The organism is Paenibacillus athensensis, assembly GCF_004514475.2.
GTDB lineage: Bacteria > Bacillota > Bacilli > Paenibacillales > NBRC-103111 > Paenibacillus_AL > Paenibacillus_AL athensensis.
Genome location: NZ_MYFO02000011.1, coordinates 138,580 through 162,668 on the forward strand (window position 1 = coordinate 138,580; position 24,089 = coordinate 162,668).

Annotated in this window: 27 protein-coding genes and 1 riboswitch; all 27 genes read right to left on the reverse strand. The window is 57.3% G+C overall.

Features of this window, described 5'->3' with window-relative positions; translation table 11 throughout:
• Position 1: 1 nt before the first annotated feature.
• The 27 genes from nuoH to ychF all read right to left on the reverse strand — a co-directional run bounded on the left by nuoH (position 2) and on the right by ychF (position 24,078).
• On the reverse strand, positions 2-1,009 hold the full coding sequence (nuoH, locus tag B5M42_RS18935; RefSeq protein WP_134751645.1) for an NADH-quinone oxidoreductase subunit NuoH: 1,008 nt from the start codon (positions 1,007-1,009) through the stop codon (positions 2-4).
• Positions 1,010-2,107 carry an NADH-quinone oxidoreductase subunit D gene (locus B5M42_RS18940; protein ID WP_134751643.1) on the reverse strand — a complete coding sequence of 366 codons (1,098 nt, stop codon included), beginning with the start codon at positions 2,105-2,107 and terminating at the stop codon, positions 1,010-1,012.
• 4 nt (positions 2,108-2,111) lie between these two features.
• Positions 2,112-3,362, reverse strand: coding sequence for an NADH-quinone oxidoreductase subunit C (locus B5M42_RS18945; RefSeq protein WP_230633009.1), 1,251 nt, complete (start codon positions 3,360-3,362; stop codon positions 2,112-2,114).
• Positions 3,359-3,877 carry a NuoB/complex I 20 kDa subunit family protein gene (locus tag B5M42_RS18950; RefSeq protein WP_134751638.1) on the reverse strand — a complete coding sequence of 173 codons (519 nt, stop codon included), beginning with the start codon at positions 3,875-3,877 and terminating at the stop codon, positions 3,359-3,361. Before B5M42_RS18950 ends, B5M42_RS18945 begins: the two co-directional genes overlap by 4 nt.
• Complete coding sequence (locus tag B5M42_RS18955; protein WP_134751876.1) at positions 3,862-4,227, reverse strand: NADH-quinone oxidoreductase subunit A; 366 nt, start codon at positions 4,225-4,227, stop codon at positions 3,862-3,864. Before B5M42_RS18955 ends, B5M42_RS18950 begins: the two co-directional genes overlap by 16 nt.
• A 248-nt stretch (positions 4,228-4,475) precedes the next feature.
• A complete protein-coding gene (locus B5M42_RS18960; RefSeq protein WP_134751635.1) occupies positions 4,476-4,880 on the reverse strand; it encodes a F0F1 ATP synthase subunit epsilon in 405 nt (134 codons plus the stop codon).
• Between the two features lie 51 nt (positions 4,881-4,931).
• The gene (atpD, locus tag B5M42_RS18965) at positions 4,932-6,338 is read right to left on the reverse strand and encodes a F0F1 ATP synthase subunit beta (protein ID WP_134751632.1); all 1,407 of its coding nucleotides are present in this window, start codon (positions 6,336-6,338) and stop codon (positions 4,932-4,934) included.
• Between the two features lie 39 nt (positions 6,339-6,377).
• A complete protein-coding gene (atpG, locus tag B5M42_RS18970) occupies positions 6,378-7,238 on the reverse strand; it encodes an ATP synthase F1 subunit gamma (RefSeq protein ID WP_134751629.1) in 861 nt (286 codons plus the stop codon).
• 181 nt (positions 7,239-7,419) lie between these two features.
• Positions 7,420-8,934 carry a F0F1 ATP synthase subunit alpha gene (gene atpA / locus B5M42_RS18975; protein WP_134751627.1) on the reverse strand — a complete coding sequence of 505 codons (1,515 nt, stop codon included), beginning with the start codon at positions 8,932-8,934 and terminating at the stop codon, positions 7,420-7,422.
• 18 nt (positions 8,935-8,952) lie between these two features.
• Positions 8,953-9,501 carry a F0F1 ATP synthase subunit delta gene (locus tag B5M42_RS18980; protein ID WP_134751625.1) on the reverse strand — a complete coding sequence of 183 codons (549 nt, stop codon included), beginning with the start codon at positions 9,499-9,501 and terminating at the stop codon, positions 8,953-8,955.
• A complete protein-coding gene (gene atpF / locus B5M42_RS18985) occupies positions 9,498-9,983 on the reverse strand; it encodes a F0F1 ATP synthase subunit B (RefSeq protein ID WP_134751622.1) in 486 nt (161 codons plus the stop codon). The genes B5M42_RS18980 and atpF overlap by 4 nt, the downstream gene beginning before the upstream one ends.
• 76 nt (positions 9,984-10,059) lie before the next feature.
• Positions 10,060-10,284 (reverse strand): F0F1 ATP synthase subunit C, encoded by a 225-nt coding sequence (gene atpE / locus B5M42_RS18990; RefSeq protein WP_134751620.1) that lies wholly within the window; start codon positions 10,282-10,284, stop codon positions 10,060-10,062.
• A gap of 73 nt (positions 10,285-10,357) precedes the next feature.
• Positions 10,358-11,056: a F0F1 ATP synthase subunit A gene (gene atpB / locus B5M42_RS18995; RefSeq protein ID WP_134751617.1), complete on the reverse strand. Its 699-nt coding sequence runs from the start codon at positions 11,054-11,056 to the stop codon at positions 10,358-10,360.
• 33 nt (positions 11,057-11,089) lie between these two features.
• Positions 11,090-11,470: an ATP synthase subunit I gene (locus B5M42_RS19000; RefSeq protein ID WP_134751615.1), complete on the reverse strand. Its 381-nt coding sequence runs from the start codon at positions 11,468-11,470 to the stop codon at positions 11,090-11,092.
• The gene (locus tag B5M42_RS19005) at positions 11,470-11,691 is read right to left on the reverse strand and encodes an AtpZ/AtpI family protein (protein WP_134751612.1); all 222 of its coding nucleotides are present in this window, start codon (positions 11,689-11,691) and stop codon (positions 11,470-11,472) included. The genes B5M42_RS19000 and B5M42_RS19005 overlap by 1 nt, the downstream gene beginning before the upstream one ends.
• Before the next feature lie 174 nt (positions 11,692-11,865).
• Positions 11,866-13,008: a non-hydrolyzing UDP-N-acetylglucosamine 2-epimerase gene (wecB, locus tag B5M42_RS19010; protein ID WP_134751610.1), complete on the reverse strand. Its 1,143-nt coding sequence runs from the start codon at positions 13,006-13,008 to the stop codon at positions 11,866-11,868.
• An 18-nt stretch (positions 13,009-13,026) separates the two neighbouring features.
• Complete coding sequence (upp, locus tag B5M42_RS19015) at positions 13,027-13,656, reverse strand: uracil phosphoribosyltransferase (protein ID WP_134751874.1); 630 nt, start codon at positions 13,654-13,656, stop codon at positions 13,027-13,029.
• Positions 13,657-13,859: 203 nt separating this feature from the next.
• A complete protein-coding gene (locus B5M42_RS19020) occupies positions 13,860-15,110 on the reverse strand; it encodes a serine hydroxymethyltransferase (RefSeq protein WP_134751608.1) in 1,251 nt (416 codons plus the stop codon).
• A 52-nt stretch (positions 15,111-15,162) separates the two neighbouring features.
• On the reverse strand, positions 15,163-15,774 hold the full coding sequence (locus B5M42_RS19025; protein WP_134751605.1) for a TIGR01440 family protein: 612 nt from the start codon (positions 15,772-15,774) through the stop codon (positions 15,163-15,165).
• An 18-nt stretch (positions 15,775-15,792) separates the two neighbouring features.
• Positions 15,793-16,251, reverse strand: coding sequence for a ribose 5-phosphate isomerase B (gene rpiB, locus B5M42_RS19030; RefSeq protein WP_134751603.1), 459 nt, complete (start codon positions 16,249-16,251; stop codon positions 15,793-15,795).
• 96 nt (positions 16,252-16,347) lie between these two features.
• A riboswitch (ZMP/ZTP riboswitch) is annotated at positions 16,348-16,428 on the reverse strand.
• Between the two features lie 176 nt (positions 16,429-16,604).
• Positions 16,605-17,183, reverse strand: a complete 579-nt coding sequence (locus tag B5M42_RS19035; protein WP_134751600.1) for a low molecular weight protein arginine phosphatase — start codon at positions 17,181-17,183, stop codon at positions 16,605-16,607.
• Between the two features lie 66 nt (positions 17,184-17,249).
• Positions 17,250-17,810, reverse strand: a complete 561-nt coding sequence (locus B5M42_RS19040) for a manganese efflux pump MntP (RefSeq protein WP_134751598.1) — start codon at positions 17,808-17,810, stop codon at positions 17,250-17,252.
• A gap of 467 nt (positions 17,811-18,277) precedes the next feature.
• Entirely contained in the window at positions 18,278-19,351 is a 1,074-nt protein-coding gene (locus B5M42_RS19045) for an L-threonylcarbamoyladenylate synthase (protein WP_134751596.1), read from the reverse strand.
• Between the two features lie 28 nt (positions 19,352-19,379).
• On the reverse strand, positions 19,380-20,138 hold the full coding sequence (spoIIR, locus tag B5M42_RS19050) for a stage II sporulation protein R (protein ID WP_134751594.1): 759 nt from the start codon (positions 20,136-20,138) through the stop codon (positions 19,380-19,382).
• Positions 20,139-20,851: 713 nt separating this feature from the next.
• Positions 20,852-21,739 (reverse strand): peptide chain release factor N(5)-glutamine methyltransferase, encoded by an 888-nt coding sequence (gene prmC, locus B5M42_RS19055; protein ID WP_134751592.1) that lies wholly within the window; start codon positions 21,737-21,739, stop codon positions 20,852-20,854.
• Positions 21,736-22,815 (reverse strand): peptide chain release factor 1, encoded by a 1,080-nt coding sequence (prfA, locus tag B5M42_RS19060; protein ID WP_134751590.1) that lies wholly within the window; start codon positions 22,813-22,815, stop codon positions 21,736-21,738. Before prfA ends, prmC begins: the two co-directional genes overlap by 4 nt.
• 162 nt (positions 22,816-22,977) lie before the next feature.
• The gene (gene ychF / locus B5M42_RS19065; protein ID WP_134751588.1) at positions 22,978-24,078 is read right to left on the reverse strand and encodes a redox-regulated ATPase YchF; all 1,101 of its coding nucleotides are present in this window, start codon (positions 24,076-24,078) and stop codon (positions 22,978-22,980) included.
• Positions 24,079-24,089 lie beyond the last annotated feature (11 nt).

Consider the following 24,089-nt stretch of genomic DNA (forward strand, 5'->3'; position numbering starts at 1 on the left):
GTTAGGATATGATGCTCATATAGATCGCCGTGACGAAAATATTCAGCAGCGCAAGCGGCAGCAGCACCTTCCAGCCAAAGCCCATCAGCTGGTCGACGCGTACCCGCGGCATGGTGGCCCGCAGCCAGAACAGGAAGAACACGATAAACGAAAACTTCAGCAAGAACCAGACGAGGCCCGGGATGAAATCCAGGAAGCCGAACGGCGCATGCCAGCCGCCCAAGAAGAGCAGTGTAATCAGAGAAGCTACGGCGAATACATAAACGTACTCGGCGAGCATGAAAAAAGCGAAGCGAAAGCCGCTGTACTCGACGTGATAACCGGCTACAAGCTCAGATTCCGCCTCCGGCAAGTCGAACGGGGTCCGGTTCAGCTCGGAGACGCCGGCGATGACGAAGATGATGAAGCCGATAATTTGCGGCAGGAAGTACCAATGCCAGAAGCCGCCGGCTTGCTGGTCAACGATCGTATGCAGGTTGAGGCTGCCGGTCAGCATGATGACGCCGATGACGGATACAACCAGCGGTACCTCGTAGCTGATCATCTGCGCCGCGGAACGCATGCCGCCGAGCAAGGCATATTTGTTGTTCGACGCCCAGCCGCCGAGAATGATGCCGATGGTGGAAATACCGGACAGCGCCACGTAATAGAGCAGCCCTACATTCAGGTTGGCGTTGAACAGCTTATCCGAAAACGGGATGGTGGCAATGATCGCAAATGAAGGAATAAACGTGATGACGGGAGCCAAAATAAACAGCTCGCGCTCCGCTTTGCGCGGAATCGTATCCTCCTTGATCAGCAGCTTGGTCACGTCGGCGACGCTTTGCAAGAGGCCAAGCGGACCTACGCGGTTCGGACCGATCCGCAGCTGCATCCAGCCGATGACCTTACGCTCGAAATAAATCGCATAGGTAACGAAGCCCAGAATGAGCAGCAGCATCACGACGCCCCAGAACAGGAAAATGAAGAAATTCGTCCAGGTCAGGCTCTCTTCGAGTAAATGCATCATTTAAGCATCAACCTCCCCGACAACAATATCGATACCGCCCAGGATGGTGATGAGGTTGGTCATCGTTTCCCCGACAAGCAGCTTGGGCAAAATTTGCAGATTAACAAAGGAAGGTCGACGGAATTTCAACCGATACGGCTCCTGCTTGCCGCGGGAGATGATATGGCAGCCAATTTCGCCGCGCGGCGATTCGATCGCTGCATAAACCTCGCCTTCCGGCGGCCGAATGACGCGCGGTACTTTGCCCATAATGTCGCCGGCCGGGAATTGCTCCACCGCCTGCTCCAGAATGCGCAGCGATTGAGTGATTTCCTCCAGACGCAGCAAATAGCGGTCATAGCAGTCGCCACCCTCGCGGGTCGGTACGTCAAAGTCGAAACGATTGTAGATGCTGTACGGCTCGTTTTTGCGCAAATCCCATTTCACGCCTGTACAGCGCAGGTTAGCGCCGCTCAGACCGTATGACATCGCTGTAGCTGCATCGTATTTGCCAACGCCCTTGATCCGGGCTAGGAAAATTTCATTACCGCTGACAAGATCGTCATACTCCTTGAGCTTGCCTCTCATATAAGGTACGAATTCCCGCACCTTGTCGATCCAGCCCTCCGGCGCGTCCCATTTCACGCCGCCTACGCGCATGTAGTTGTAGGTCAGCCGGGCTCCGCAAAGCTCATTAAACAGGTTGATAATGATTTCACGGTCGCGGAACGCATACAGGAATGGGCTCATAGCCCCGATATCGAGCAAATAAGTGCCCCACCAGACCATGTGGCTGGCGATGCGTTGCAATTCCATCACGATCAGGCGCAGAAACTCGGCGCGCTCGGGGATTTCCAGCTGCATCAGCTTCTCGACGGCGTTCACCAGCACGTAATTGTTCGTCATCGCCGATACATAATCAAGTCGATCGGTATAGGGGATGATTTGCGTGTAGCTGAGGTCTTCCGCCAGCTTTTCTGTCCCCCGATGCAGGTAGCCCATCACCGGGATCGCTTCTCTAATGACTTCGCCGTCCAGCTTGACGATGACACGGAACACGCCGTGCGTACTCGGATGCTGGGGCCCAACGTTCAACAGCAATTCTTCGGTCCGTAACAACTAGCTACACCTCCGGGTCAAGCGGTTCGTAGTCTTTGCGCAGCGGATGACCAACCCAATCGTCAGGCATCATAATTCTTCGTAAATCCGGATGGCCCGGAAAATCAATGCCAAGCAGGTCATACACCTCGCGCTCATTCCAGTTGGCCGTGTCCCAGATCGGCGTCACCGATGGGATGGACGGCTGCTCGCGGTCGGTCTTGACCTTCACGCAGTAATTGCGGTTGTGCGTCATGGACAGCAAGTGGTAAGCAACCTCCAGATGCGTCTCTTGGTCGACGCCGGACAGGTTGCGCAAATATGTACATTGCAGCTCCTCGTGATCCCGCAGCAATTCCGCGGTCTGGAGCCAATAGTCGGAATGCACGACGATATACGGCAAATGCCCGTCGCGCTCGTTGATATAGGCTTCCGTGATGGCCGCTTCGCCGGCGCTCTCTTTGACGAGCGCCACCAGCCGGTCCAGCAGCGGCTGGTTCGGCGACGGCTCCTTCGGCGCTGCGTCCTCGTCGGCCGCCTTCGCGCCTGCGCGGGCTGCCGCTCTCGCTGCGCGGGCCTCGGCGCGCGCCTTCGCCGCCTCGTCCGCGTCGCCGCTCGCTGCCGGCGTTGCCGCCTCCGGCGCGCTCTCGCCGCCGCCTTGCGCCGCCGCGCGGGCTGCCGCTCTCGCTGCGCGGGCCTCGGCGCGCGCTTTCGCCGCCTCGTCCGCGTCGCCGCTCGCTGCCGGCGTTGCCGCCTCCGGCGCGCTCTCGCCGCCGCCTTGCGCCGCCGCGCGGGCCGCCGCTCTCGCTGCGCGGGCCTCGGCGCGCGCCTTCGCCGCCTCGTCCGCGTCGCCGCTCGCTGCCGGCGTTGCCGCCTCCGGCGCGCTCTCGCCGCCGCCTTGCGCCGCCGCGCGGGCCGCCGCTCTCGCTGCGCGGGCCTCGGCGCGCGCTTTCGCCGCCTCGTCCGCGTCGCCGCTCGATGCCGGCGCTGCCGCTTCCGGCGCGCTCTCGCCGCCTTGCGCCGCTGCGCCATCGGCGATCTCCGCCGCCGGGGCGTCGCTCGGCTCGCTCGTCGTCTGCGCGTCCGGGCTCGCCGCTTGATTCGCTGCGGCCTGATCGACCGCCGCCTGCGTCTTCTCGCTCAGCGGCGTCTCGCTCACCTGCGCCTCCGGCGTCACATGGCCAACCTCCGCTGCCGCTTCCTCCAGCGGCTTCGTCGCCCCTACGTCCGCCTTCACGTCATCCGGCTGGCCGTCCTTCTTTTGCTCGTCGCTCATACGTTCGTCACCCGCTTCCCGGTCTTCGCCTCATAGCGAATCTTCTCCTGAAGCTTGTTGATGCCGTAGATTAGCGCCGCCGGATTCGGCGGGCAGCCGGGAATATAGACGTCCACAGGCACAACCTGATCGACGCCCTTCACAACGGAATACGATTTGACGTACGGGCCACCGGCCGTAGCGCACGAGCCCATTGCAATTACCCATTTGGGCTCCGGCATTTGCTCGTACAGACGGCGCAGCAAAGGAGCCATCTTTTTCGTAACGGTTCCGGCTACAATCATGACATCCGATTGCCGCGGCGACGTCCGGAAGATGACTCCAAAACGGTCAAGATCATAGTGAGAACCGCCCGTGCCCATCATCTCGATGGCACAGCAGGCCAAACCAAAGGTCAACGGCCAAAGCGAATTGCTTCGCGCCCAGGCTTTGATCTGCTCCAGCGTTGTCATAAACACATTGCGGTTCAGCTCTTCTCGTTCTTCGGGTGAAATTGAATTTAGATTGAAGTCCATTGCAGCACCTTCTTTTTCCAAGCGTATAGTAATCCTATGGCAAGCAAGGCTACAAAAATACACATTTCCACAAGCGCAAACAGGCCCAGCTGTTTGTACGCAACCGCCCACGGGTACAAAAAGACGGTCTCTACATCGAAAATGACAAACATCAGCGCAAAGAGGTAATACCGGATGTTGAAACGAATTTGTCCTTCCCCGACGGGTTCATTGCCGCTCTCGTACGTCGTGTATTTCTCTTCGACCGGCTTGCTGGGACGCAGAAACTTACCGATCGTAAGCGCCGCAATGGGCAGAAAAATGCCCAACCCCAGGAAAATCGCAACGATAACATAATTGTTCGTGTACATCATCTGAATGTAACCGCCTCCATGCTCTCCTAGTTTTCATTTGCGATTCTTCAAATTTGGTAATAATCACCTATACAATTATAGCAAAAAGGGGTTTTGGCGTCGATGACTAATTCTGGCCCCCTCCAGTCGCCTGTATCACGCATGTTCCTGACGTGTACTTTTTCCATATTTCCCGGCATTTATGCGCCTTTAAGCAAAAAGAACCGGCCAAAGGCATCCCCTTGGGCGGTTCTTCTCCACTGCTGCTATTTTCTACCGTATACTTCAATCCGGCTGAGCGCTCTTTGCAGGGCGTGTTCAGCGCGAAGTTGATCCAGATCCAGACCGCTCGCGGACAAACGCTTTTCAGCGCGTTCCTTCGCAGACCGGGCCCGCTCAATATCGATATCTCCGGGTAATTCGGCACTTTCCGCCAAAATAACCACTTTGTCCTTGCGCACTTCCATGAATCCGCCGTTGACAGCCACAACTTCCGTTTGGCCGTTCTCCAGCTTGATCGTCAGAGGCGCAATCCGCAAAGGCGTTACGAGCGGGATGTGATTGGGGAGAATACCCAGTTCCCCTTCAGTACCCTTAGCGATAATCATACGAACGTTCTGGGCGTACACTTTGCGTTCCGGAGTTACAATTTCCAAAAGGAAAGTGCTCACGTTCCATTCCCCCTATGCGTTCGCTCAGACAAGCTTGGCTTGCCGATCGTCTTACAGGTTTTTCGCTTGCTCGACCGCTTCTTCGATCGCTCCAACATAACGGAACGCGGACTCCGGCAGGTTATCATGCTTGCCTTCCAGAATTTCCTTGAAGCTGCGCACGGTTTCTTTGATCGGCACGTATTTGCCTTTGATGCTCGTAAACTGCTCGGCAACGTGGAAAGGCTGGGACAAGAAAACCTCAATCTTTCTCGCGCGTTGTACCGTCAGTTTGTCGTCATCGGACAGCTCATCCATACCGAGAATCGCAATGATATCTTGAAGCTCTTTATAGCGCTGAAGAATTCTTTTTACGCCTTGAGCTACGTCGTAATGCTCTTGGCCGACAACCGCAGGCGTCAGAATCCGCGAGCTGGAAGCCAGCGGGTCCACCGCAGGGAAAATCCCTTTTTCGGCGATTTTACGCTCCAAGTTGGTTGTTGCGTCCAAGTGGGCAAACGCTGTTGCCGGCGCCGGGTCCGTGTAGTCATCCGCAGGCACGTAGATCGCCTGAATGGACGTAACGGAGCCTTTTTTCGTCGATGTAATCCGTTCTTGCAATTGACCCATTTCGGTGGCCAGCGTCGGCTGGTAACCTACCGCGGAAGGCATCCGGCCGAGGAGGGCGGATACTTCGGAACCGGCTTGGGTAAAGCGGAAGATGTTGTCGATGAACAGCAGAACGTCTCTGCCTTCTTCGTCACGGAAATACTCGGCCATTGTCAGACCTGTCAAAGCTACGCGAAGACGCGCGCCTGGCGGCTCGTTCATTTGTCCGAATACCATCGCCGTTTTGTTGATAACGCCGGAGTCTTTCATCTCGTGGTACAAGTCGTTACCTTCACGCGTTCTCTCGCCTACACCCGCGAATACGGAGATACCGCCGTGCTCTTGCGCGATGTTGTTGATCAGCTCTTGAATGGTAACGGTTTTACCTACGCCCGCGCCGCCGAACAGACCGATTTTACCGCCTTTGGCGTAAGGAGCCAGCAGGTCGATAACCTTGATGCCGGTTTCCAGAATCTCGGCTTGCGTCGTCAACTCGTCGAAGGTAGGTGCCGTGCGGTGAATCGGGTTGAGTACCGTGCGGTCCACATTGCTGTCGCCGTCGATGGGCTCGCCCAATACGTTAAATACGCGGCCCAGTGTAGGCGCGCCTACAGGTACGCTGATCGGAGCTCCGGTATCAACGGCTTCAACGCCGCGAACCAGACCGTCCGTCGTCGACATTGCTACGCAGCGCACGAGGTTGTCACCCAAGTGAACGGCAGCTTCAACCGTCAGGTTGATGTCGCGTTCGGTTGGGGACTCGGCTTTCTTTTCAATTTTGATCGCATTCAAAATATCAGGCAGTTGTCCACGGTCGAACTCGATGTCGACAACCGGTCCTGTAACGGACACAACGCGTCCTTTGCTCATGTTTGTCCCTCCTATTAAAAAGCTTGCTGCGCCAGTCGTTTAGCCTTGTGCGTTCGCGCCGGCAACGATCTCGGAAATTTCTTGCGTAATGGATGCTTGACGCGCGCGGTTGTATGCCAAGGTATAAGCATTGATCATCTTCGTGGCATTTTTCGTTGCGCTGCCCATTGCGGTCATACGGGCGCCGAACTCGCTGGCCTTGCCTTCAAGCAAGGCGCTGTAAATCAGCGTCTCCGCGTACTTAGGAAGCAGAACCTCAAGCACCCCTTCCGCCGACGGCTCATATTCATAGCTGGTCGTTTGCGCCGTGGCTGTTACCTCTTCGAGCGGAAGCAGGCGTTTTTCCACCGGCGTTTGCGAAATGGCGTTGTTGAACTGGTTGTATACCAGATACAGCTCGTCGTACGTGCCGTTCTCAAAGTTTTTGACGGCCGACGCAGCGATACTTTTGATATCTGCAAAACTTGGAGCGTCGCCGATATTCGTCACTTCCTCGACAATCGGAAGATTCCGTTTGCGGAAGAAATCTCTGCCTTTACGGCCGATGACGAAAATTCCGTACTCGGCGGTCGATTTATGCTTCGCATTGATCGTACCGAGCACCTTCCGCAGCAGGTTGGAGTTGTAGCCCCCGGCCAGACCGCGGTCGGACGTGATCACGAGGTACGCCGTTCTTTTGATCTCGCGGGATTGCAGCATCGGGTGTTTGATGTTCTTGCTGCCTGCCGCGATGCTGGCAATCACTTCTTTCATCTTGTCTGCGTAGGGACGGGAAGCTTCCGCTTTCTCCTGTGCCTTCCGCAGATTCGACGCGGCGATCATCTCGAACGCTTTCGTGATCTGCTTCGTGTTTTGCGTACTCTTGATTTGGCGCTTAATTTCGCGCATTCCTTTGGCCAACTGTTTCACCACCTCAGAGCTTTGCGTTAGCAAAGCTTTCTTCGTAAGCATAAGCCGAGCTTTTCGTGAGAAAAGCTTTCTTAGAAAGCATACACGTTTCTTATGAAAAATCCGCCGCAACGGCAGGAGCGCAAGACCAGCTCGAAGCTCCCGCCGCCGCATATGCGGAAATCAGTCAAGGTTACACCGATGCGGCAAAGCCTTTTTTAAACTTGTTGACGGCTTCAGTCAGTGCTTTTTCGTTGTCGGCTGTCAGGTCCTTTGTATCACGGATGCTTGCGTAGATTTCCGGGCTGTTCGTGTCCACGAAGCTCAGGAATTCTTTCTCAAAGCGCGTGATGTCTTCCACAGCAACGTCGTCCAGGTGACCTTTAACAGCGGTGTAAATGCTCACGACTTGTTTTTCAACAGGCAGTGGCTCGTTTACGCCTTGCTTCAGGATTTCCAGGGTACGACGACCGCGGTTCAGACGGGCTTGCGTCGATTTGTCCAGATCGGAGCCGAACTGGGCAAACGCTGCGAGCTCACGGTATTGGGCCAGATCCAGACGGAGCGTACCGGCAACCTTTTTCATCGCTTTAATTTGCGCCGCACCGCCTACGCGGGATACGGAGATACCGACGTTAACGGCAGGACGTTGACCGGAGTTGAACAAGTCGGACTCCAGGAAGATCTGTCCGTCGGTAATGGAGATAACGTTCGTCGGAATGTAAGCCGACACGTCGCTCGCTTGCGTCTCGATGAAAGGCAGAGCCGTCAGGGAGCCGCCGCCCAGCGAATCGTTCAGTTTCGCTGCGCGTTCCAGCAAACGGGAATGCAGGTAGAAGACGTCGCCCGGATAAGCTTCCCGACCTGGAGGACGGCGGAGCAAGAGCGACAGCTCGCGGTATGCAGCCGCTTGTTTGGAAAGGTCATCATAGATCACGAGCACATGCTCGCCTTTGTACATGAAGTATTCGCCCATTGCGCAGCCTGCGTATGGAGCCAGGAACAGGAGCGGAGCCGGCTCAGAAGCACTGGCCGTCACGATGATCGTGTAGTCCAGCGCGCCGTTGCGGCGGAGCGTTTCCGTTACGAGTGCAACGGTGGATTGTTTTTGGCCGATAGCGACGTAGATACATTTCACGCCATTGCCTTTTTGGTTGATGATCGTGTCGATCGCAATGGCCGTTTTACCGGTTTGACGGTCGCCAATGATCAATTCCCGTTGTCCGCGGCCAACCGGAATCATCGCGTCAATCGCTTTGATGCCTGTTTGCATCGGCTCATGAACGGATTTACGGGCCATAACGCCCGGAGCTGGAGATTCCACAGGACGGAACTTCGTTGTGTTGATTGGACCCTTGCCGTCAAGCGGCTGACCGAGCGAGTTCACGACGCGGCCGAGCAGCTCTTCGCCTACAGGCACTTCCATGATGCGGCCCGTACGTTTCACTTGGTCGCCTTCCACGATGTCCGTGTAAGGTCCCAAAATAACGATACCGACGTTGTTTTCTTCGAGGTTAAGCGCCATGCCTACAACGCCGTTGGAGAATTCCAACAGCTCGCCGGACATAACGTTCTCCAAACCGTGCGCGCGTGCGATACCGTCACCAACCTGGATAACCGTACCTACGTCCACGACTTGCATATCGGATTTATAGTTCTCAATTTGCTGTTTAATCAGCGTGCTGATTTCTTCAGGTCTGATACTCAACGAACCTCACCCCTATTCTTACAATGCTTGAGCTTGATTTAACGATTTGGCGAGACGGTTCAAACGGCCTGCCAAGCTTCCGTCGTACAAACGGTCGCCGATGCGCACTTGAATGCCGCCCAAAAGGCTCGGCTCAATGACAACACTCGTGCGAATCGTCTTTCCGGTAATTTTGCTGAAATGCGCGGCGATATCCGCTAGTTGGGCGTCCGACAGCGCAGTTGGTGTGTACACCGTAGCTGTGGCTTGGCCCAAAGCTTCGTTCGCAATTTTTTCGTAATCGGTAACCAACGCTTGAATGATGGCTTCCCGTCCTCTATCGATCAGAATCCGCAGCGTGTTCCACACCGGCTCGGCTACTTTGCCTTCAAAAATCTGCTTCAGCAGATCCGTTTTGACGGATGCGCCGATGCTCGGATGATTCAGGAACTTCTGCAAATCCGCATTGTCCCTAATCGCACTTACGACAGATTTCAGCTCTTCTTCGACCTGGGAAACGATGTTCCGCTCCTGGGCCACTTCAAAAAGAGCGCGGGCATAACGCTTCGCTACGACGATGTCACTCATACGTTGCCTCCTACCTCTTTGAGGTAGTGCTGAACGAGCTCTTCCTGCGACTTCTCATCGATTTGTTTCTCGATAATTTTCGAAGCAATCAGGACGGACATCGCGCCAACCTGGCTGCGCAGCGCAGCGACAGCTTTGTTTTTCTCGCTCTCGATATCTTTGAGCGCTTCTTCTTTTTGACGGCCGGCTTCTGCACGAGCAGCCTGAATGATTTCTTCCGCCTGTTTGGAGCTCGTTTGTTTCGCTTGCTCGATAATGTCGTAAGCTTCCTTACGAGCTTGTTGAAGAGCTTGCTTCTGCTCCTCTAACAGTTGTTCGGCTTGCTTGCGGCTTGCTTCCGCATTGTTGATTTGATCCTTCACCAGCTGTCTGCGTTTTTCCATAATGCCGAACAGCGGGCCGAACGCAAACTTTTGCAGCAATGCGTACAGAATCAAAAACGATACGATCTGTATAAAAAACGTGGACCATTCGATATGCAAGTAACGTCACTCCCTTCTGTTAACGTAGGCAAAACGAAGGCGTGGAGGCTATAAGTCCTCCGCGCCGGACGATTTATTAAGCCTGGCCGTAGAAAATGAACGCGAGTACCAGTGCAACGACTGGCATTGCTTCTACGAGACCAACACCGATAAACATTGTTGTTTGCAGCGTACCGCGCAGCTCAGGCTGACGGGAAATACCTTCGAGAGCGCGGCCTACGATCAGACCGTTACCGATACCTGCACCAAGTGCCCCTAGACCAAATACGATTGCTGCTGCTACTAATGCCATTACTCCCATTGAGAAAATCCTCCTTAAATTAAATGAGTTTTATTGGAATTGACTCGAGACTACCCGAGGTAAGTCTTGCTGCTTAGTGCTCTTCCTCGTGAACGAGGGTTTGCGAGATATAAACCATTGTCAGCATCGTGAAGACGAAGGCCTGAATCGCGCCTACGAACACACTGAAGCCCTGCCAAACAGCGAGTGGCGCAAATCCATACCAGCCTGCTCCCAAAATGACAGAAATCATAATTTCACCGGCGTAAATGTTACCGTATAGACGGAAAGCGAGTGTCAGCGGCTTCGAGACCACTTCAATCAAATGAAGGATCAGCATTGCGCCTTTATACTCAAAGTAATGTGCGAAATAATGCTTCGTGTTGCGCGTAATCCCCAAGTAATGGCTGAGGAAAATGACGATGACCGTCAGCGCTCCGGTTACAGCGATATCGGCCGTTGGCGATTTCCACCAAGCCACGTGGTCTTCCGTCACAACGGAGAAAGGAAGCCCAAGCATATTGCCGACAAAAATGTACATGATGAGCGTAAGGCCCAATGCGATGAATCCTTTGCCGTGCTTGGAGCCGATTGTGCTGCCGATAATGCCTTCAACGAACTCAACAGTCCATTCCATGAAGTTCTGCAGCTTGGACGGAGTTGCAACTGAAATCTTTCTGGCTCCCGAAATCGCAAGAATCAGCACGATGATGCTGGTAATGCCGATCATCAGCAGCGCAGCCAGGTCCAGATGAATCCCGAACAATTCATACCCTGGTGCATGATGTTCCATGTTTTCCATTTTCACCCCTTTCAACAGATGGAATTACTTCTTGGACTTTCTAATAGAAAGAATACCCAATACGATTGTTGCCAATTGAGCGAAAAAGTATCCGGCAATTGTGGTGGAAAGCGCAATATGCTGCGGATACCGGACCGCAACGATGGCTGCCAGGGCCGCGATTGCCGCTCTGGTGAGAAAGCCCAAACTGCCTTTACGGGGAGTCTTTTCGATGACGGCATCGGCAAACCGGGTCACTTTCCAGGCCAGAAACCTTGCATTGATCATGCTGACGATGGAACCCAACATCAATCCGGCCGAGTAAGGTCTGTAATCAACCAGCAAAGCCCACGCTACCAAACAAAAAGACAAGAAGAAGAGAAACACATTTTGAACCGTTTTCAGATGGGCTGAAAAATCATCCATTATAGCCCTCCGTACTGCTTAATCATGAAGTAGATACTGACGATCGAGGCTGCAAGCCCGAGCAGGAACCCGCCCAGCACCCAAAACGTCCCGCCCAGCGTGTGACTCAGCCAGTCGCCAAAATAATAGCCAGCCAGCAAGCACACAACAAGATCGACGCCGATCGCACTGGTCAAAGCTGCGGCACGCCACGGATTATCCTTGGGATTTGGCTCTTTCATCGGTACCCTCCTAAGAATCCTCATTTATTGTATCGAAGCGATGCAAGGTTTGTCAATTGAAGTCGCATGAAACGTTCGCTCGCCGGGAACGCCTTAAACCCTTACGGCTCAAGGGTTTCCCGATTCGCAAACCGAACAGTAGAACTGTACGCTGTAGCGTTTGTCATGATTTTGTCACGGATGAAACGGCACCGGGCGTTCCGGGGAGCGACCAAAGTGATGGAGAATCGCCTGCACGATCCGTTGCGAGGCTTGACCGTCGCCGTAAGGGTTCGCCGATTGGCTCATCCGGGCATACAACTGCTCGTCCGACAGCAGCGCGCGCGTTCTTGTATACACCGCTTCCTCGTCCGTGCCGACCAGCTCCAGTGTTCCCGCTTCGATGCCTTCAGGCCGCTCCGTCGTGTCGCGCAGCACGAGCACCGGCACGCCAAACGAAGGCGCTTCCTCCTGCAAACCGCCGGAGTCGGTCAGAATCATGTGCGCATGCGGATAGAAGTTGTGCAGCTCGAATACGTCCAGTGGATCGACCAGCTTGATGCGCGGGTGATCGCCGAGAATTTCATAAGCCGGCTCGCGAACCGCCGGACTCAAATGCACCGGATACACAATCGCGATGTCTTCGAATTCGTCGGCGATGCGGCGCACAGCGCGGAAAATCTGACGATGCGGCTCGCCCTGCGCCTCGCGTCGGTGCGCCGTCATCAGAATCAGGCGGCGTCCTGCCGCCCAATCGAGCAGCGGATGATTGAAATCCTCGCGAATCGTATATTGAAACACGTCCGTTACTGTATTGCCCGTAACGTAAATCTGCGGCTCCGACTTGTTCTCCTTGCGCAGATTGGCAGCCGACCAGTCCGTCGGCGCAAAATGCAGATCGGACAACACGCCCGTGAGCTGACGGTTCATTTCCTCCGGATAGGGCGACAGCTTGTTCCAGGTGCGCAGGCCCGCTTCGACATGGCCGACCTGAATCTGCTGCAGGAATGCCGCATAGCTGGCGACAAACGTAGTCAGCGTATCGCCATGCACCAGAATCAAATCGGGCTGGGCTTCGCGGAACACCGGCTCCAGACCCTGCAGCACGCGGATCGTAATTTCATTTAACGTCTGACGGTCCTTCATGACATTCAGATCAAAGTCGGGTTTGATTTGAAAAATATCGAGCACCTGGTCCAGCATCTGCCGGTGCTGCGCCGTTACGCATACGAGCGATTCAATCTGCTCGGGATGCTTCTGCAGCTCCAGAATCAGCGGAGCCATCTTAATAGCTTCGGGTCTTGTGCCAAAAATCGTAATTACCTTCAAGCGTTTCATGGAGTTCCTGCCCTCTCTTTATTTCGTACCGAACAGCCGGTCGCCGGCATCGCCGAGCCCAGGCACAATATAGCCGTGATCATTCAAATAATCGTCAACAGCCGCCACATAAATATCGACATTCGGATGCGCTTCCTGCACCGCCTTGATGCCCTCGGGCGCAGCGATCAGACACATCAGCTTGATTTGCTGACAGCCCCGGCGCTTGAGCACATCAATCGCGGCATTGGCCGAGCCGCCAGTAGCCAGCATCGGATCAATCACAATCAGCTCCCGCTCCTGCACATCCGTCGGCAGCTTCACATAATATTCCACCGGCTGCAGCGTCTCCGGGTCGCGATACAGCCCGATATGGCCGACCTTAGCCGCAGGAATCAGCTTCAACACACCGTCAACCATGCCCAGACCGGCACGCAGAATCGGAATCAAGCCGAGCATCCGGCCGGAAATAATGCGGCAATCGGCAGTTGTGACCGGCGTCTTCACCGTTGTATGCGTAAGAGGAATATCCCGGGTAATCTCATACGCCATAAGCGTCGCCACTTCATCGACAAGCTCCCGGAAATCCTTCGTTTTCGTATGCTCATCCCGGATGTAAGTCAACTTATGCTGGATTAACGGATGATCGCAGATAAATACTTTCCCCATCATGATTCCCCCTCATGGACTTGGCAAAATCAACCTGCCTTACCGAAACAAGCCTTGTCCATTATATCATATGTTATCCAAGTTGACTTCCCTGTAAAACGAAGAAAAAGTCGATAAACCTCGCAAAAAAGGGATTGAACAGAAGTCCTGATCAATCCCTTGCTTGTATAAAGAGCTATGTCAAATCAGCCGATCACTTACACCTAGTAAGACAGGCCCGGATACAGCGGGTATTGCGCCGTCAGATCCTTCACCATGCCGCGAGCGCGCTCCAGCGCCGCTTCGTCCTTCGGATTTTTGAGCGTCAGTGCGATCACTTGCGCAATCGTCTTCATCGCTTCTTCACCCATGCCGCGGGAAGTCACCGCAGGCGTACCCAGACGAACACCGCTCGTGATAAAAGGACTGGTCGGGTCGAAAGGAATCGCGTTTTTGTTCGCGGTAATGCCCACTTCGTCCAACACGTGCTCGGCATCCTTGCCGGTGATGTTCAGGCTGCGCAGATCCACCAGCATCAGGTGATTGTCCGTACCGCCGGACACCAGGTTGATGCCTTCGGCTTGCAGAGCGGACGCCAGAACTTGCGCGTTGTTTACCACGTTTTGCGCGTAGGACTTGAATTCAGGCTGCAGCGCTTCGCCGAAGGAAACGGCTTTAGCCGCGATCGTGTGCATCAAAGGACCGCCTTGGGAGCCAGGGAATACGGCTTTATCAATCGCTGCCGCCCAAGCTTTGCGAGTCAAAATCATGCCGCCGCGCGGACCGCGAAGCGTTTTGTGCGTCGTCGTCGTCACGAAATGAGCATGCGGAACCGGATTCGGATGCAGACCGGCAGCCACCAGACCGGCGATATGCGCCATATCAACCATGAACAGCGCGCCTACATCGTTAGCAATGGAAGCGAGAGCTTCAAAATCGATCGTGCGCGGGTACGCACTGGCACCGGCGACGAGCATACGAGGCTTATGTTTAAAAGCGAGCTTGCGCACTTCTTCGTAATCGATGCGGAAATCTTTTTCGCTTACGCCGTAAGCAACGAAGTTGTAAAGAAGGCCGGAAGCGTTCACCGGGCTGCCGTGCGTCAAGTGACCGCCGTGCGCCAGGTTCATGCCCAGCACCGTATCGCCAGGATTCAACGCCGCCAGATAGACGGCCATGTTCGCTTGCGCGCCGGAATGCGGCTGCACGTTGGCGTGCTCAGCGCCGAATAGCTCCTTCGCGCGGTCGCGAGCGATATCTTCCACGATATCGACATATTCGCAGCCGCCGTAATATCTTTTGCCCGGATAGCCTTCTGCATATTTGTTGGTCAGCACAGTACCCATAGCTTCCAGCACGGCTTGGCTGACAATGTTCTCGGAAGCGATCAGCTCGATTTTGTCGCGTTGACGGCCGAGCTCCAGGTTCATGGCTTCTACAATTTTCGGGTCCTGCTTGCTCAAAAACTGTGTCATCGTTGGTTCCTCCCCAATTGATCCATTATAGTTATGCTGCAAGGTCTTTGATTCAACAATCGGCGTTCTCCGAAGCCGTTCCGTACTTTCGGGCCGCCTCTTCCTCTGTATACACCGCTCTCGCGCCGCCGACCAGCTTGGGCCGGGCAAACGCCATCGTGACACGCGCATGGCCGATGTCCCGCACCGGCGGGCGTACAGGGACGGCTACCCGCTTCAGATGCATGCCGATCAGCGTGCTGCCGATATCCATTCCCGCCTGCGCTTGCACGGCTTCGACTACCGCCGGCTGCGCAAAATGCCGATACGCATAAGCCGCCATCGCGCCGCCCGCTTTGGGTACCGGGATGACCGATACCGGCTCCAGCCCGAACAGCTGCAGCGTCTCTTCCTCCACAACCAGCGCGCGGTTCAAATGCTCGCAGCATTGGAACGCCAGATGCAGCCCGTGCTCACCGGCGACCTTCCGCGCTGCCGCGAAGATCGGCGCTGCCGCATCCAGCGTGCCGGACGTACCGATCCGCTCCCCGATGATCTCGCTTGTGCTCGTTCCGATCACCAACAGCTGGCCCGACCGCAAATTACCGGCCCGCACCAGCTCGCGCAAGTTGATTTCTACCGCTTCGCCAATCTCCTCTACCGTCTGTTCCAGCGCTTTGCTCATAGCCGGCGCCTCCGCTCGTTACGGATGAAGCGTGAAGCGGTCTTCGAGTTCCTTGATTTTGCCGACCCGGTTCTGGTGGCGCGGGCCTTCGCTGAATTCCGTCCCCAGCCAAATGCTCACGATCTCCTGCGCAACGCCGGGACCGATCACACGTTCGCCCATCGCCAGTACGTTCGAGTCATTGTGCTCGCGGGTGGCTTTGGCAGAGAACAGGTCGTGCACCAAGGCGCAGCGGATACCCGGAACCTTGTTGGCGGCAATCGTCATGCCGATGCCCGTGCCGCAAATCAAAATCCCCTTGTCCGCTTCGCCAGCCGTCACCTTCTCGCAAACCGCCAGCGCATAGTCGGGATAATCGACCGAATCCCCGCAATGGCAGCCCAAATCCTCGACCTGATGGCCCAACGACTCAATAAATGGAATAATGACATCCTTCAAGCGGTAGCCGGCGTGATCTGCGCCCATAGCAATTTTCATCGTGCAACGCTCCTTTACCAGTTGGTTATCGACCCTAGTATACCCCAAAGCCACCGAGCAACGAAAAAAAGAGCAGATCGCGCTCGCAGCGCGTTGCTCTTTTGCCCAGGCGACCGGCCGTATGCCCCGATGCTCCATTGTGGTTGCGCCCACTCGTCGCCAGTTACACCGAGTCTTGTTCATTAGCTCTATTTTATCGCATTCCCTGCAGACTGTAAAGAGACTTCCGCAGATGAAAAGAGAGGAAGGCTCCGGCGTTCCGCCTGCGCGAGCGCATTCTTGCGCCAGACATAACGCCGGTGCCAGATAGCAACCGCCTACCGCAAACGCTTGCCGGCCTCTTCCTCACCCTCTTACAGCATGCGCAGCTTGCGAACCAGCTTGTCGAGACTTTGTTCGATCTCGGCCTTCGTCTCCCGGTACGTCTCCAGGGAACCGCCGAACGGATCGGAAATGTCGTAGTCGGGAATACGCCCTTCCAGCAGCAAAATACGGCTTTGCTCCTCAGCCGTCACCGACTGGGCGAGCGCCCGCTTCACATGCAGCTCACTGGTCAGCCGCTCGCGCTCGGCGATGGCTTCGAGCACCTGCGGATCGTCCTCTACGTACTCTTTTAACGTATAGCTTTTTTCAACTGCCCCCGGGAACCGCTGCACCAGCGCCCGCTTGTGTCCGAACGTCATCGTCAGAATCACGTCCGCCCAACGCACATCTTCCTCGCCAATACCTCTGGAAGTCAGTCTCTCCGAGAATCCGGCCTCGCGCAGCAGCGTCTCGCTGTTCCGCGAAATCGGTCCGCCGTGGGCGGCGGATACTCCGGCCGAGCGAACCTCAGCCGCCAGCCCCTCTTGTTGCAGCTTAATGCGCAAAAGACCTTCCGCCAAAGGACTGCGGCACGTGTTGCCCGTGCAGACAAAAAGAATGCGCAGCATGAAATCCCTCCTTGTCCGGCGTTACGCCAGCCATGAAACTTGGTTATATTCTTCCGTCTTATTGTATCACAGCAGAAATTTTATCCCAAACGCCAGCAAAATCAACCCGCCGAACGCTTCGCCGTATTCGCCGACCCAACTGCCGACACGCCGGCCGACCAGCAATCCGGCTACCGACATCAGCCCGCCCACGGCGCCGAACGCCAGCACGGTCAGGGCGATATCCGAAGCGAACATGCCCAGCGATACGCCAACCGAAAACGAATCTACGCTGACGCTCAGCGCAAACACCAGCAGCCCCCAGATGGTGCGGTGATCGAAGGAAGCGGCTTCCTCCCCTTTTAACGAGCTGTAGACCATATGCGCGCCGAGCAAAATCAACAGGCAACCGCCCGCCCCCGAAGCGACATTGCCCAGCAAGGAGCCGACATAATGGCCCGTAAACATGCCGATCAAGGGCATCACGATATGAAAAAGCGCAATGACGACGCTGATCTTGAGAATATCAAGCAGACGGATGCCCTTCATGCCCATGCCGATGCCCAGCGAGAAAGCGTCCAAGCCCAACGCCACCGCCATAATCAGAATGGTCAACAGCTGCCCCCACTCCAAAGACGAATGCCACATTTCCGCCGTCAGCCCCTTTGTCCACGTTTTCTTGTACCCAAGATATGCGGACAACCGGACAAACATGCTAGCGGGTGGGACAAAGGCTCGACAAGACGACGGGTTCGGCGGTGGGGGCGAGGCAAAGTCGATCCTGCAAAAAAAGCGAATGGCAGCGAGCAAAAAAAACCGTCTGTAAACGAGAGGGACATGCGCCGGGACCACTTGGCGACAGGCCAGTGTCCGGGGCGCAGCGGCGGCGGTTGGCCCAGACAGCCGGAGAGTGACAGCATATGGGTATTGCGCGGCCTGCTCTGGCGGCCAGGGATGGCGCATGTGCGGCAAGGCGCAGCGATGGTGGATGTCCCCACACAGCCAGAGAATGACACATGTGTGCTATAGATTGAGCGGCCGTATCTCTGGCAGCCAGGGATGGCGCATGTGCGGCAAGGCGCAGCGTGCGGCGGTTGTCCGGTTGGCCGTGCTGCCTACAACCGGACGACATCATGAGCCGCCGCTTTGCGCAGGCGGTTCATGATGGCGAGGCCGAGGCCCGTTTCCGGGCAGGCCTCGGCCCAGATTTGGGCGATGCCCGCTTCATCAAAGCGGCGCAGCGCCACATACAGCCCGCGCGCAATGCTCGCGGGCTCAGCAAGGCTGCCGCAGACTTGCACGCAGTCTGCGCGGTACAGGTCGGCGTGCTCCGCATAGGTGAGCACGCCGACCGTTTCGCCGCGAGCGGCGGCGACATCCAGCTCGCGCTGGATCCAGGCCGCTACCTGTTCAGGGACATCGCCCTGAACGAGTCGCATGCGGCCTTGCGGCGCATAGTGCGCGTACTTCATGCCGGGCGCGCGCGGCGCCTCGACCGGCTCGGCGTCGCTGCCGCGCGCCGGCTCATGCACCGCCGCGCCCGGCAACGCGCGGCGCAGCGCATCCACGGTGACCCCGCCGGGGCGGAGGACGAACCAGTCGTCCCCGACCCGCTCCACCACCGTGGATTCCACGCCGACGCCGGTCGCGCCGCCGTCGAGCAGCCCCCCGATGCGGCCGTCGAGATCGGCACGCACATGCGCGGCCGTCGTCGGACTCGGCCGCCCCGAGCGGTTGGCGCTAGGCGCAGCAACCGGGCAACCGGCCGCACGCAGCAGCCGCAGCGCCAGCGGGTGATCGGGCATGCGCACGCCCACCGTCGGAAGGCCGGCCGTCACGAGCGGCGACACGCTGCCCTCACGCACCGGCAGCACCAGCGTCAACGGCCCCGGCCAGAACGCGGCCATCAGCTGCCGATGCCCCTCGCTCATCGCGCCCGGCGCAACCAGCGCCTCCAGCTGCGCGAGATCGGCAATATGGACAATCAGCGGATTGTCCGAGGGCCGCCCTTTGGCGGCAAAAATCCCCCGCACCGCCTGATCGCTGCCCGCATCCGCGCCCAGCCCGTATACCGTTTCGGTCGGAAAAGCAACCGTCTCGCCGCTTTGGAGCAGCGAAGCCGCCTCGGTCAGCTCCTGATCCGAGACGGCAGTAGTCATATCCCAATAGATTGTCACGTTGCGATCCATCCTCATCCGATCGGACGGTTCGAACCTTTTAGCTGAACCAGCCGATTACTTTTTGCAGCATATCCCATAAGAAAAATCGTACTTCCGGCTTGTCGTTTCCGCTCGCAGCGCCGTCGCCCGAAGCATCGGCCTGATCGGCTTTCGCTTTGCCTGCAGCACCGGCTTTGCCCCCGTCAGCGTGGGCTGCCTTGTCCGTGCCGGAAGCTTTTGCCGAAGCGCTTTGGCTTTTGCCTTGGCCCTCTGCCTTCGAAGCCGCCGGCTCGGCCGCAACCGCTTCGCCGGACACCGAATCCACGAAGCACAGCGGCGGGAACAGCACGCACCACCAATTTTGACCCTGGCCCTCACCAATGATCACCCGCAGCGCCTCGTAGTCGCCGGCCGGATACACCTCGTCGCCGTACATTTTGGTCGGGAACGGAACTACGCCCAGCTCCACCGTATGCGAATAGCGGTAGCCGCGCTCCGCGATCATGCGGCCCACCAGCTCGTCAAACTCCGGCAAATGCGCCTGCACCACAGCCCGCGCCTCTTCTATCGTATGCGGGCCGGTCACCCAATCCTGCATGCGCGCCACAATCGCATCGCGAATTTCGCGTTTGAGCGCCTGATCCTGCGGAGCGTCCGAATTGGCGAGAATCCGCAGCCGGATCGACTCTTTGGGAATCGTCGGCGTCACGACCGCCGCATTCGTTCGGTTGGCATCCCAACACGCCATCATCACCATAAGTGCAAAAGCTACAAAAAAGAAATGACGGAAAGATGGACGACGCTCACGTTTGACCATTGGAATAGCCCCTCTCGTACTCTGGTATCTATCAGTATGACCAGAAAGAGATGAGGATAAACCTAGCAATCTATGAATATTTCAAAAAAATAGAATAGGCCGGGTACGCCAGGTCGTTGCGGCAAAAAAAACCGCACGGGTCTGACAGCCGCCGTACAGACGTCACCGCGCTCCGGGAGTCGCACTCCGTGCCGGCGCTGATATGCGCACCGCAGCCGACCGCTTGGCTCTGCGACCAGCCGCGCTGTGTGGAGCCTGACGCCAGCAGCCTGAAGGACCACGCGCGGACTTCCACGGCAAACAAACCTTTGTGCCTCCCTCACAGGTGAAGCTGCTTGCCAGATAGCCTTGCACCGACGCACCGGGTGCGACGCGCAATCCAATTACCAGCGCAGTTGGAGCCTTACACTGCCTCAGCGCGCGAATACCCTGCAACTCCACAATGCAACGGCTACAACCTTGCACCGACGAATCGGACGCGACGCGAAATCCAATTACCAACGCCGTTGAGAGCCTTACACTACCTCAGCGCACGAATACCCCTGCAATCCCACGGCGCAACGGGTCCTCCGCAGACTGTCCGGCCGCCTGCCGCCCGGCACGGACCGCATGTCCCACTCGCCGCCGAACAGCGCTTGCCGCGCTAGCGGCTGCCACGCTGCGCGCCGGCTGGTCGTTGTACAGCGCCTCTTTGATGCGCTCCTGCGACTCCGTCAGCGCAACTCCGGCTCGCGCACAGCGATCACGTGCCGGTCAATGCCGGCGAGATCCCGCACGAAGCGGATCTCGCTCCACTCGGCGGCGGTGCGCAGCATCGCCGCCACCGCTTCCGCTTGCCCGATGCCGACCTCCAGCCCGACCAGTGTCGGGAGCTTCGGCAGCAGCGGCAGCGCGGCGATCAGCCGGCGGTAGAGGACGAGTCCGTCCGGGCCGCCGGCCAAGGCTGTGTGCGGCTCATACAGCCGCACCTCGGGCTGCAGCGCCGGAACGTCGCTCTCCGGGATATACGGTGGATTCGACACCAGTATATCCGGAGCGAGACGGCGCTGCAGGTACGGCTGGAGCAGGTCCCCCTCCAGCCAATCGATCCGCGCAGCCACGCCGTGGCGCTGCGCGTTCAGCTTCGCCATCTCCAGCGCGGCGGCGGAGATGTCGCTTGCGCACACGCGCCAGCTTGGGCGCGCGTGCGCCGCCGTCACCGGGATCGCACCGCTCCCGGTGCCGATATCCGCAAGCAGCGGCGCGCCTTGCGGGAACAGCCGCGAGCCCTCGTGAAGCATCGCTTCCACGAGGAGCTCGGTCTCCGGGCGCGGAATCAGCACCGCGCCGTTCACCTGGAACGAAAGGCCGTAAAACTCCTGCTCGCCGATGATATATTGCACCGGCTCGCCTGCGGCCTTTCGTTCCACCATGCGGCGCCAGGCGTCCGCCAGCGCCGGGTCTAGCGGCTCCTGCCAGCGCAACAGGAGCTCCGTCCGGCTCCAGCCCAGCAGATGCTGGAGCAGCAGCTCGGCGCAGGACGCGCTATCCGCCACGCCCCGCGCCGCCAAAAAAGAAGAAGCCTCCACATAGGCTTCTCTAATCGAACCGGCCTGCGTCATCCGATCGCTTGCTCCCCTTTTTCCAGCAGCTCCGATTGCGCAGCCAGCGTCAGCGCCGACACGATTTCGTCCATGTCGCCGTTGAGCACCGTATCGAGCCGATGCAGCGTCAGCCCGATCCGATGATCGGTGATGCGGCTCTGCGGGAAGTTGTACGTACGAATCCGCTCGCTGCGGTCGCCCGTGCCGACCTTGCTTTTCCGTTCGCCGGCGTACTTCGCTTCCTCTTCCTCGCGCATCTTGTCAAAAATCCGCGCGCGCAGCACCTGCAGCGCCTTCTCTTTGTTCGAGTTCTGCGATTTGCCGTCCTGACACGTCGCCACAATCCCCGTCGGAATGTGCGTCACCCGCACCGCCGATTTCGTCGTGTTGACCGACTGGCCGCCCGCGCCGCTGGAACAGAACGTATCTACGCGAATATCGGCGTCATTGATTTCAATTTCAATGTCCTCTGCTTCCGGCATCACGACAACCGTCGACGTCGACGTATGAATACGGCCGCCGGACTCTGTAACCGGGATACGCTGCACGCGGTGCGCGCCGCTCTCGAATTTCAGCTTGCTGAATGCGCCCTTGCCGGAAATCATGAAAATAATCTCCTTGAAGCCGCCCAGATCGTTCAGGTTGGCGTCCAGCACTTCCGTTTTCCAGCCTTGAACATCCGCATAACGCGTGTACATACGGTACAGATCGGCGGCAAACAAAGCCGCTTCATCGCCGCCCGCCGCGCCGCGAATTTCCACGATGACGTTTTTGTCGTCATTCGGGTCCTTGGGCATCATCAGCACCTTCAGCTTTTCTTCCAGCTCCGTCGAGCGTTCGCCAAGCTCCTCAATCTCCATTTTGACCAGCTCGCGCATTTCCTCGTCCAGCTTTTCGTTTTGCATCAGCTTGGCCGCTTCCAGCTGCTCTGACACGCTTTTGTATTCCGTATAAGCGTCGTAGGCTTCCTGCAGGTCCGACTGCTCCTTGGAATACTCCCGCAGCTTTTTCGTATCGCTCGTTACATCCGGATCGCACAGCAGCTCGCTCAATTTCTCATAGCGATCCGCCAGCGCTTGAAGTCGATCTAACATTTCGGATCACTCCCTTGCTTTTTTATAGTGGTTCCACACCAGACTACCTTTATATACAAACAGCATCGCCAACCGCGGCAAAAAGCAGTGCCTGCGCCCAAGAGGTTCACTGCCCGTCCCCCCGTAGCGGCTCCTGCTTCCCGCGTTGTAGCCCGATTCTATCTAAACGTTGAAACGGAAATGCATGACGTCTCCGTCCTGCACCACATATTCCTTACCCTCCAGCCGCAGCTGGCCTTTCTCCTTGGCCGCATTCATCGAACCCGCCTGATTCAGATCACCGTACGAAACCACCTCGGCGCGAATGAAGCCGCGTTCGAAATCGGAGTGAATGACGCCCGCTGCTTGCGGCGCCTTCGTTCCTTTGCGGATCGTCCAGGCCCGCACTTCCTGCACCCCGGCCGTGAAATACGTGTACAAGCCGAGCAGCCGGTAAGCCGCTTTGATCAGACGGTTCAAGCCGGATTCCTGCAAGCCCAGCTCCTCCAGGAACAGCACTTTTTCTTCCTCATCCAGCTCGGCGATTTCCGCTTCGACCTTGGCGCTGATCGGCACGACCTCGGCGCCCTCCTTGGCCGCGTATTCCCGCACTTTTTTAACGTTCGGATTATCCTCGGCAGAGGCTACCTCATCCTCGCGGACGTTGGCTGCATACAGGATCGGCTTGATGGTCAGCAAATGCAGCTCGCGAATGAGCGCGCGCTCGTCCTCGCTCAGCTCCACGCTGCGCGCCGGCTGGTCGTTGTACAGCGCCTCTTTGATGCGCTCCAGGCACTCTACCTCGGCCGCGTACTTCTTGTCGCCGCCCTTCATATTTTTGCGCGAGCGGTCGATCCGTTTCTCTACCGAATCGATATCGGCGAGAATCAACTCCAGATTGATCGTTTCAATATCGCCGATCGGATCAACCTTGCCGGATACGTGAGTGATGTTCTCGTCCTCAAAGCAGCGCACCACGTGCACAATGGCGTCAACCTCGCGAATGTGAGCCAGGAATTTATTGCCCAAGCCCTCGCCCTTGCTCGCGCCCTTCACCAGACCCGCAATATCAACAAATTCGAAAGCCGTCGGTACGATCCGGTTCGGCACCACGATCTCCGCCAGCCGCTGCATTCTTTCGTCCGGTACCTCCACGACGCCTACGTTCGGATCGATGGTGCAAAACGGGTAGTTCGCCGATTCGGCCCCCGCTTGTGTAATCGCATTAAACAGTGTCGATTTCCCTACGTTCGGCAAACCGACGATCCCGCAAGACAGACCCATTTATGTTTACA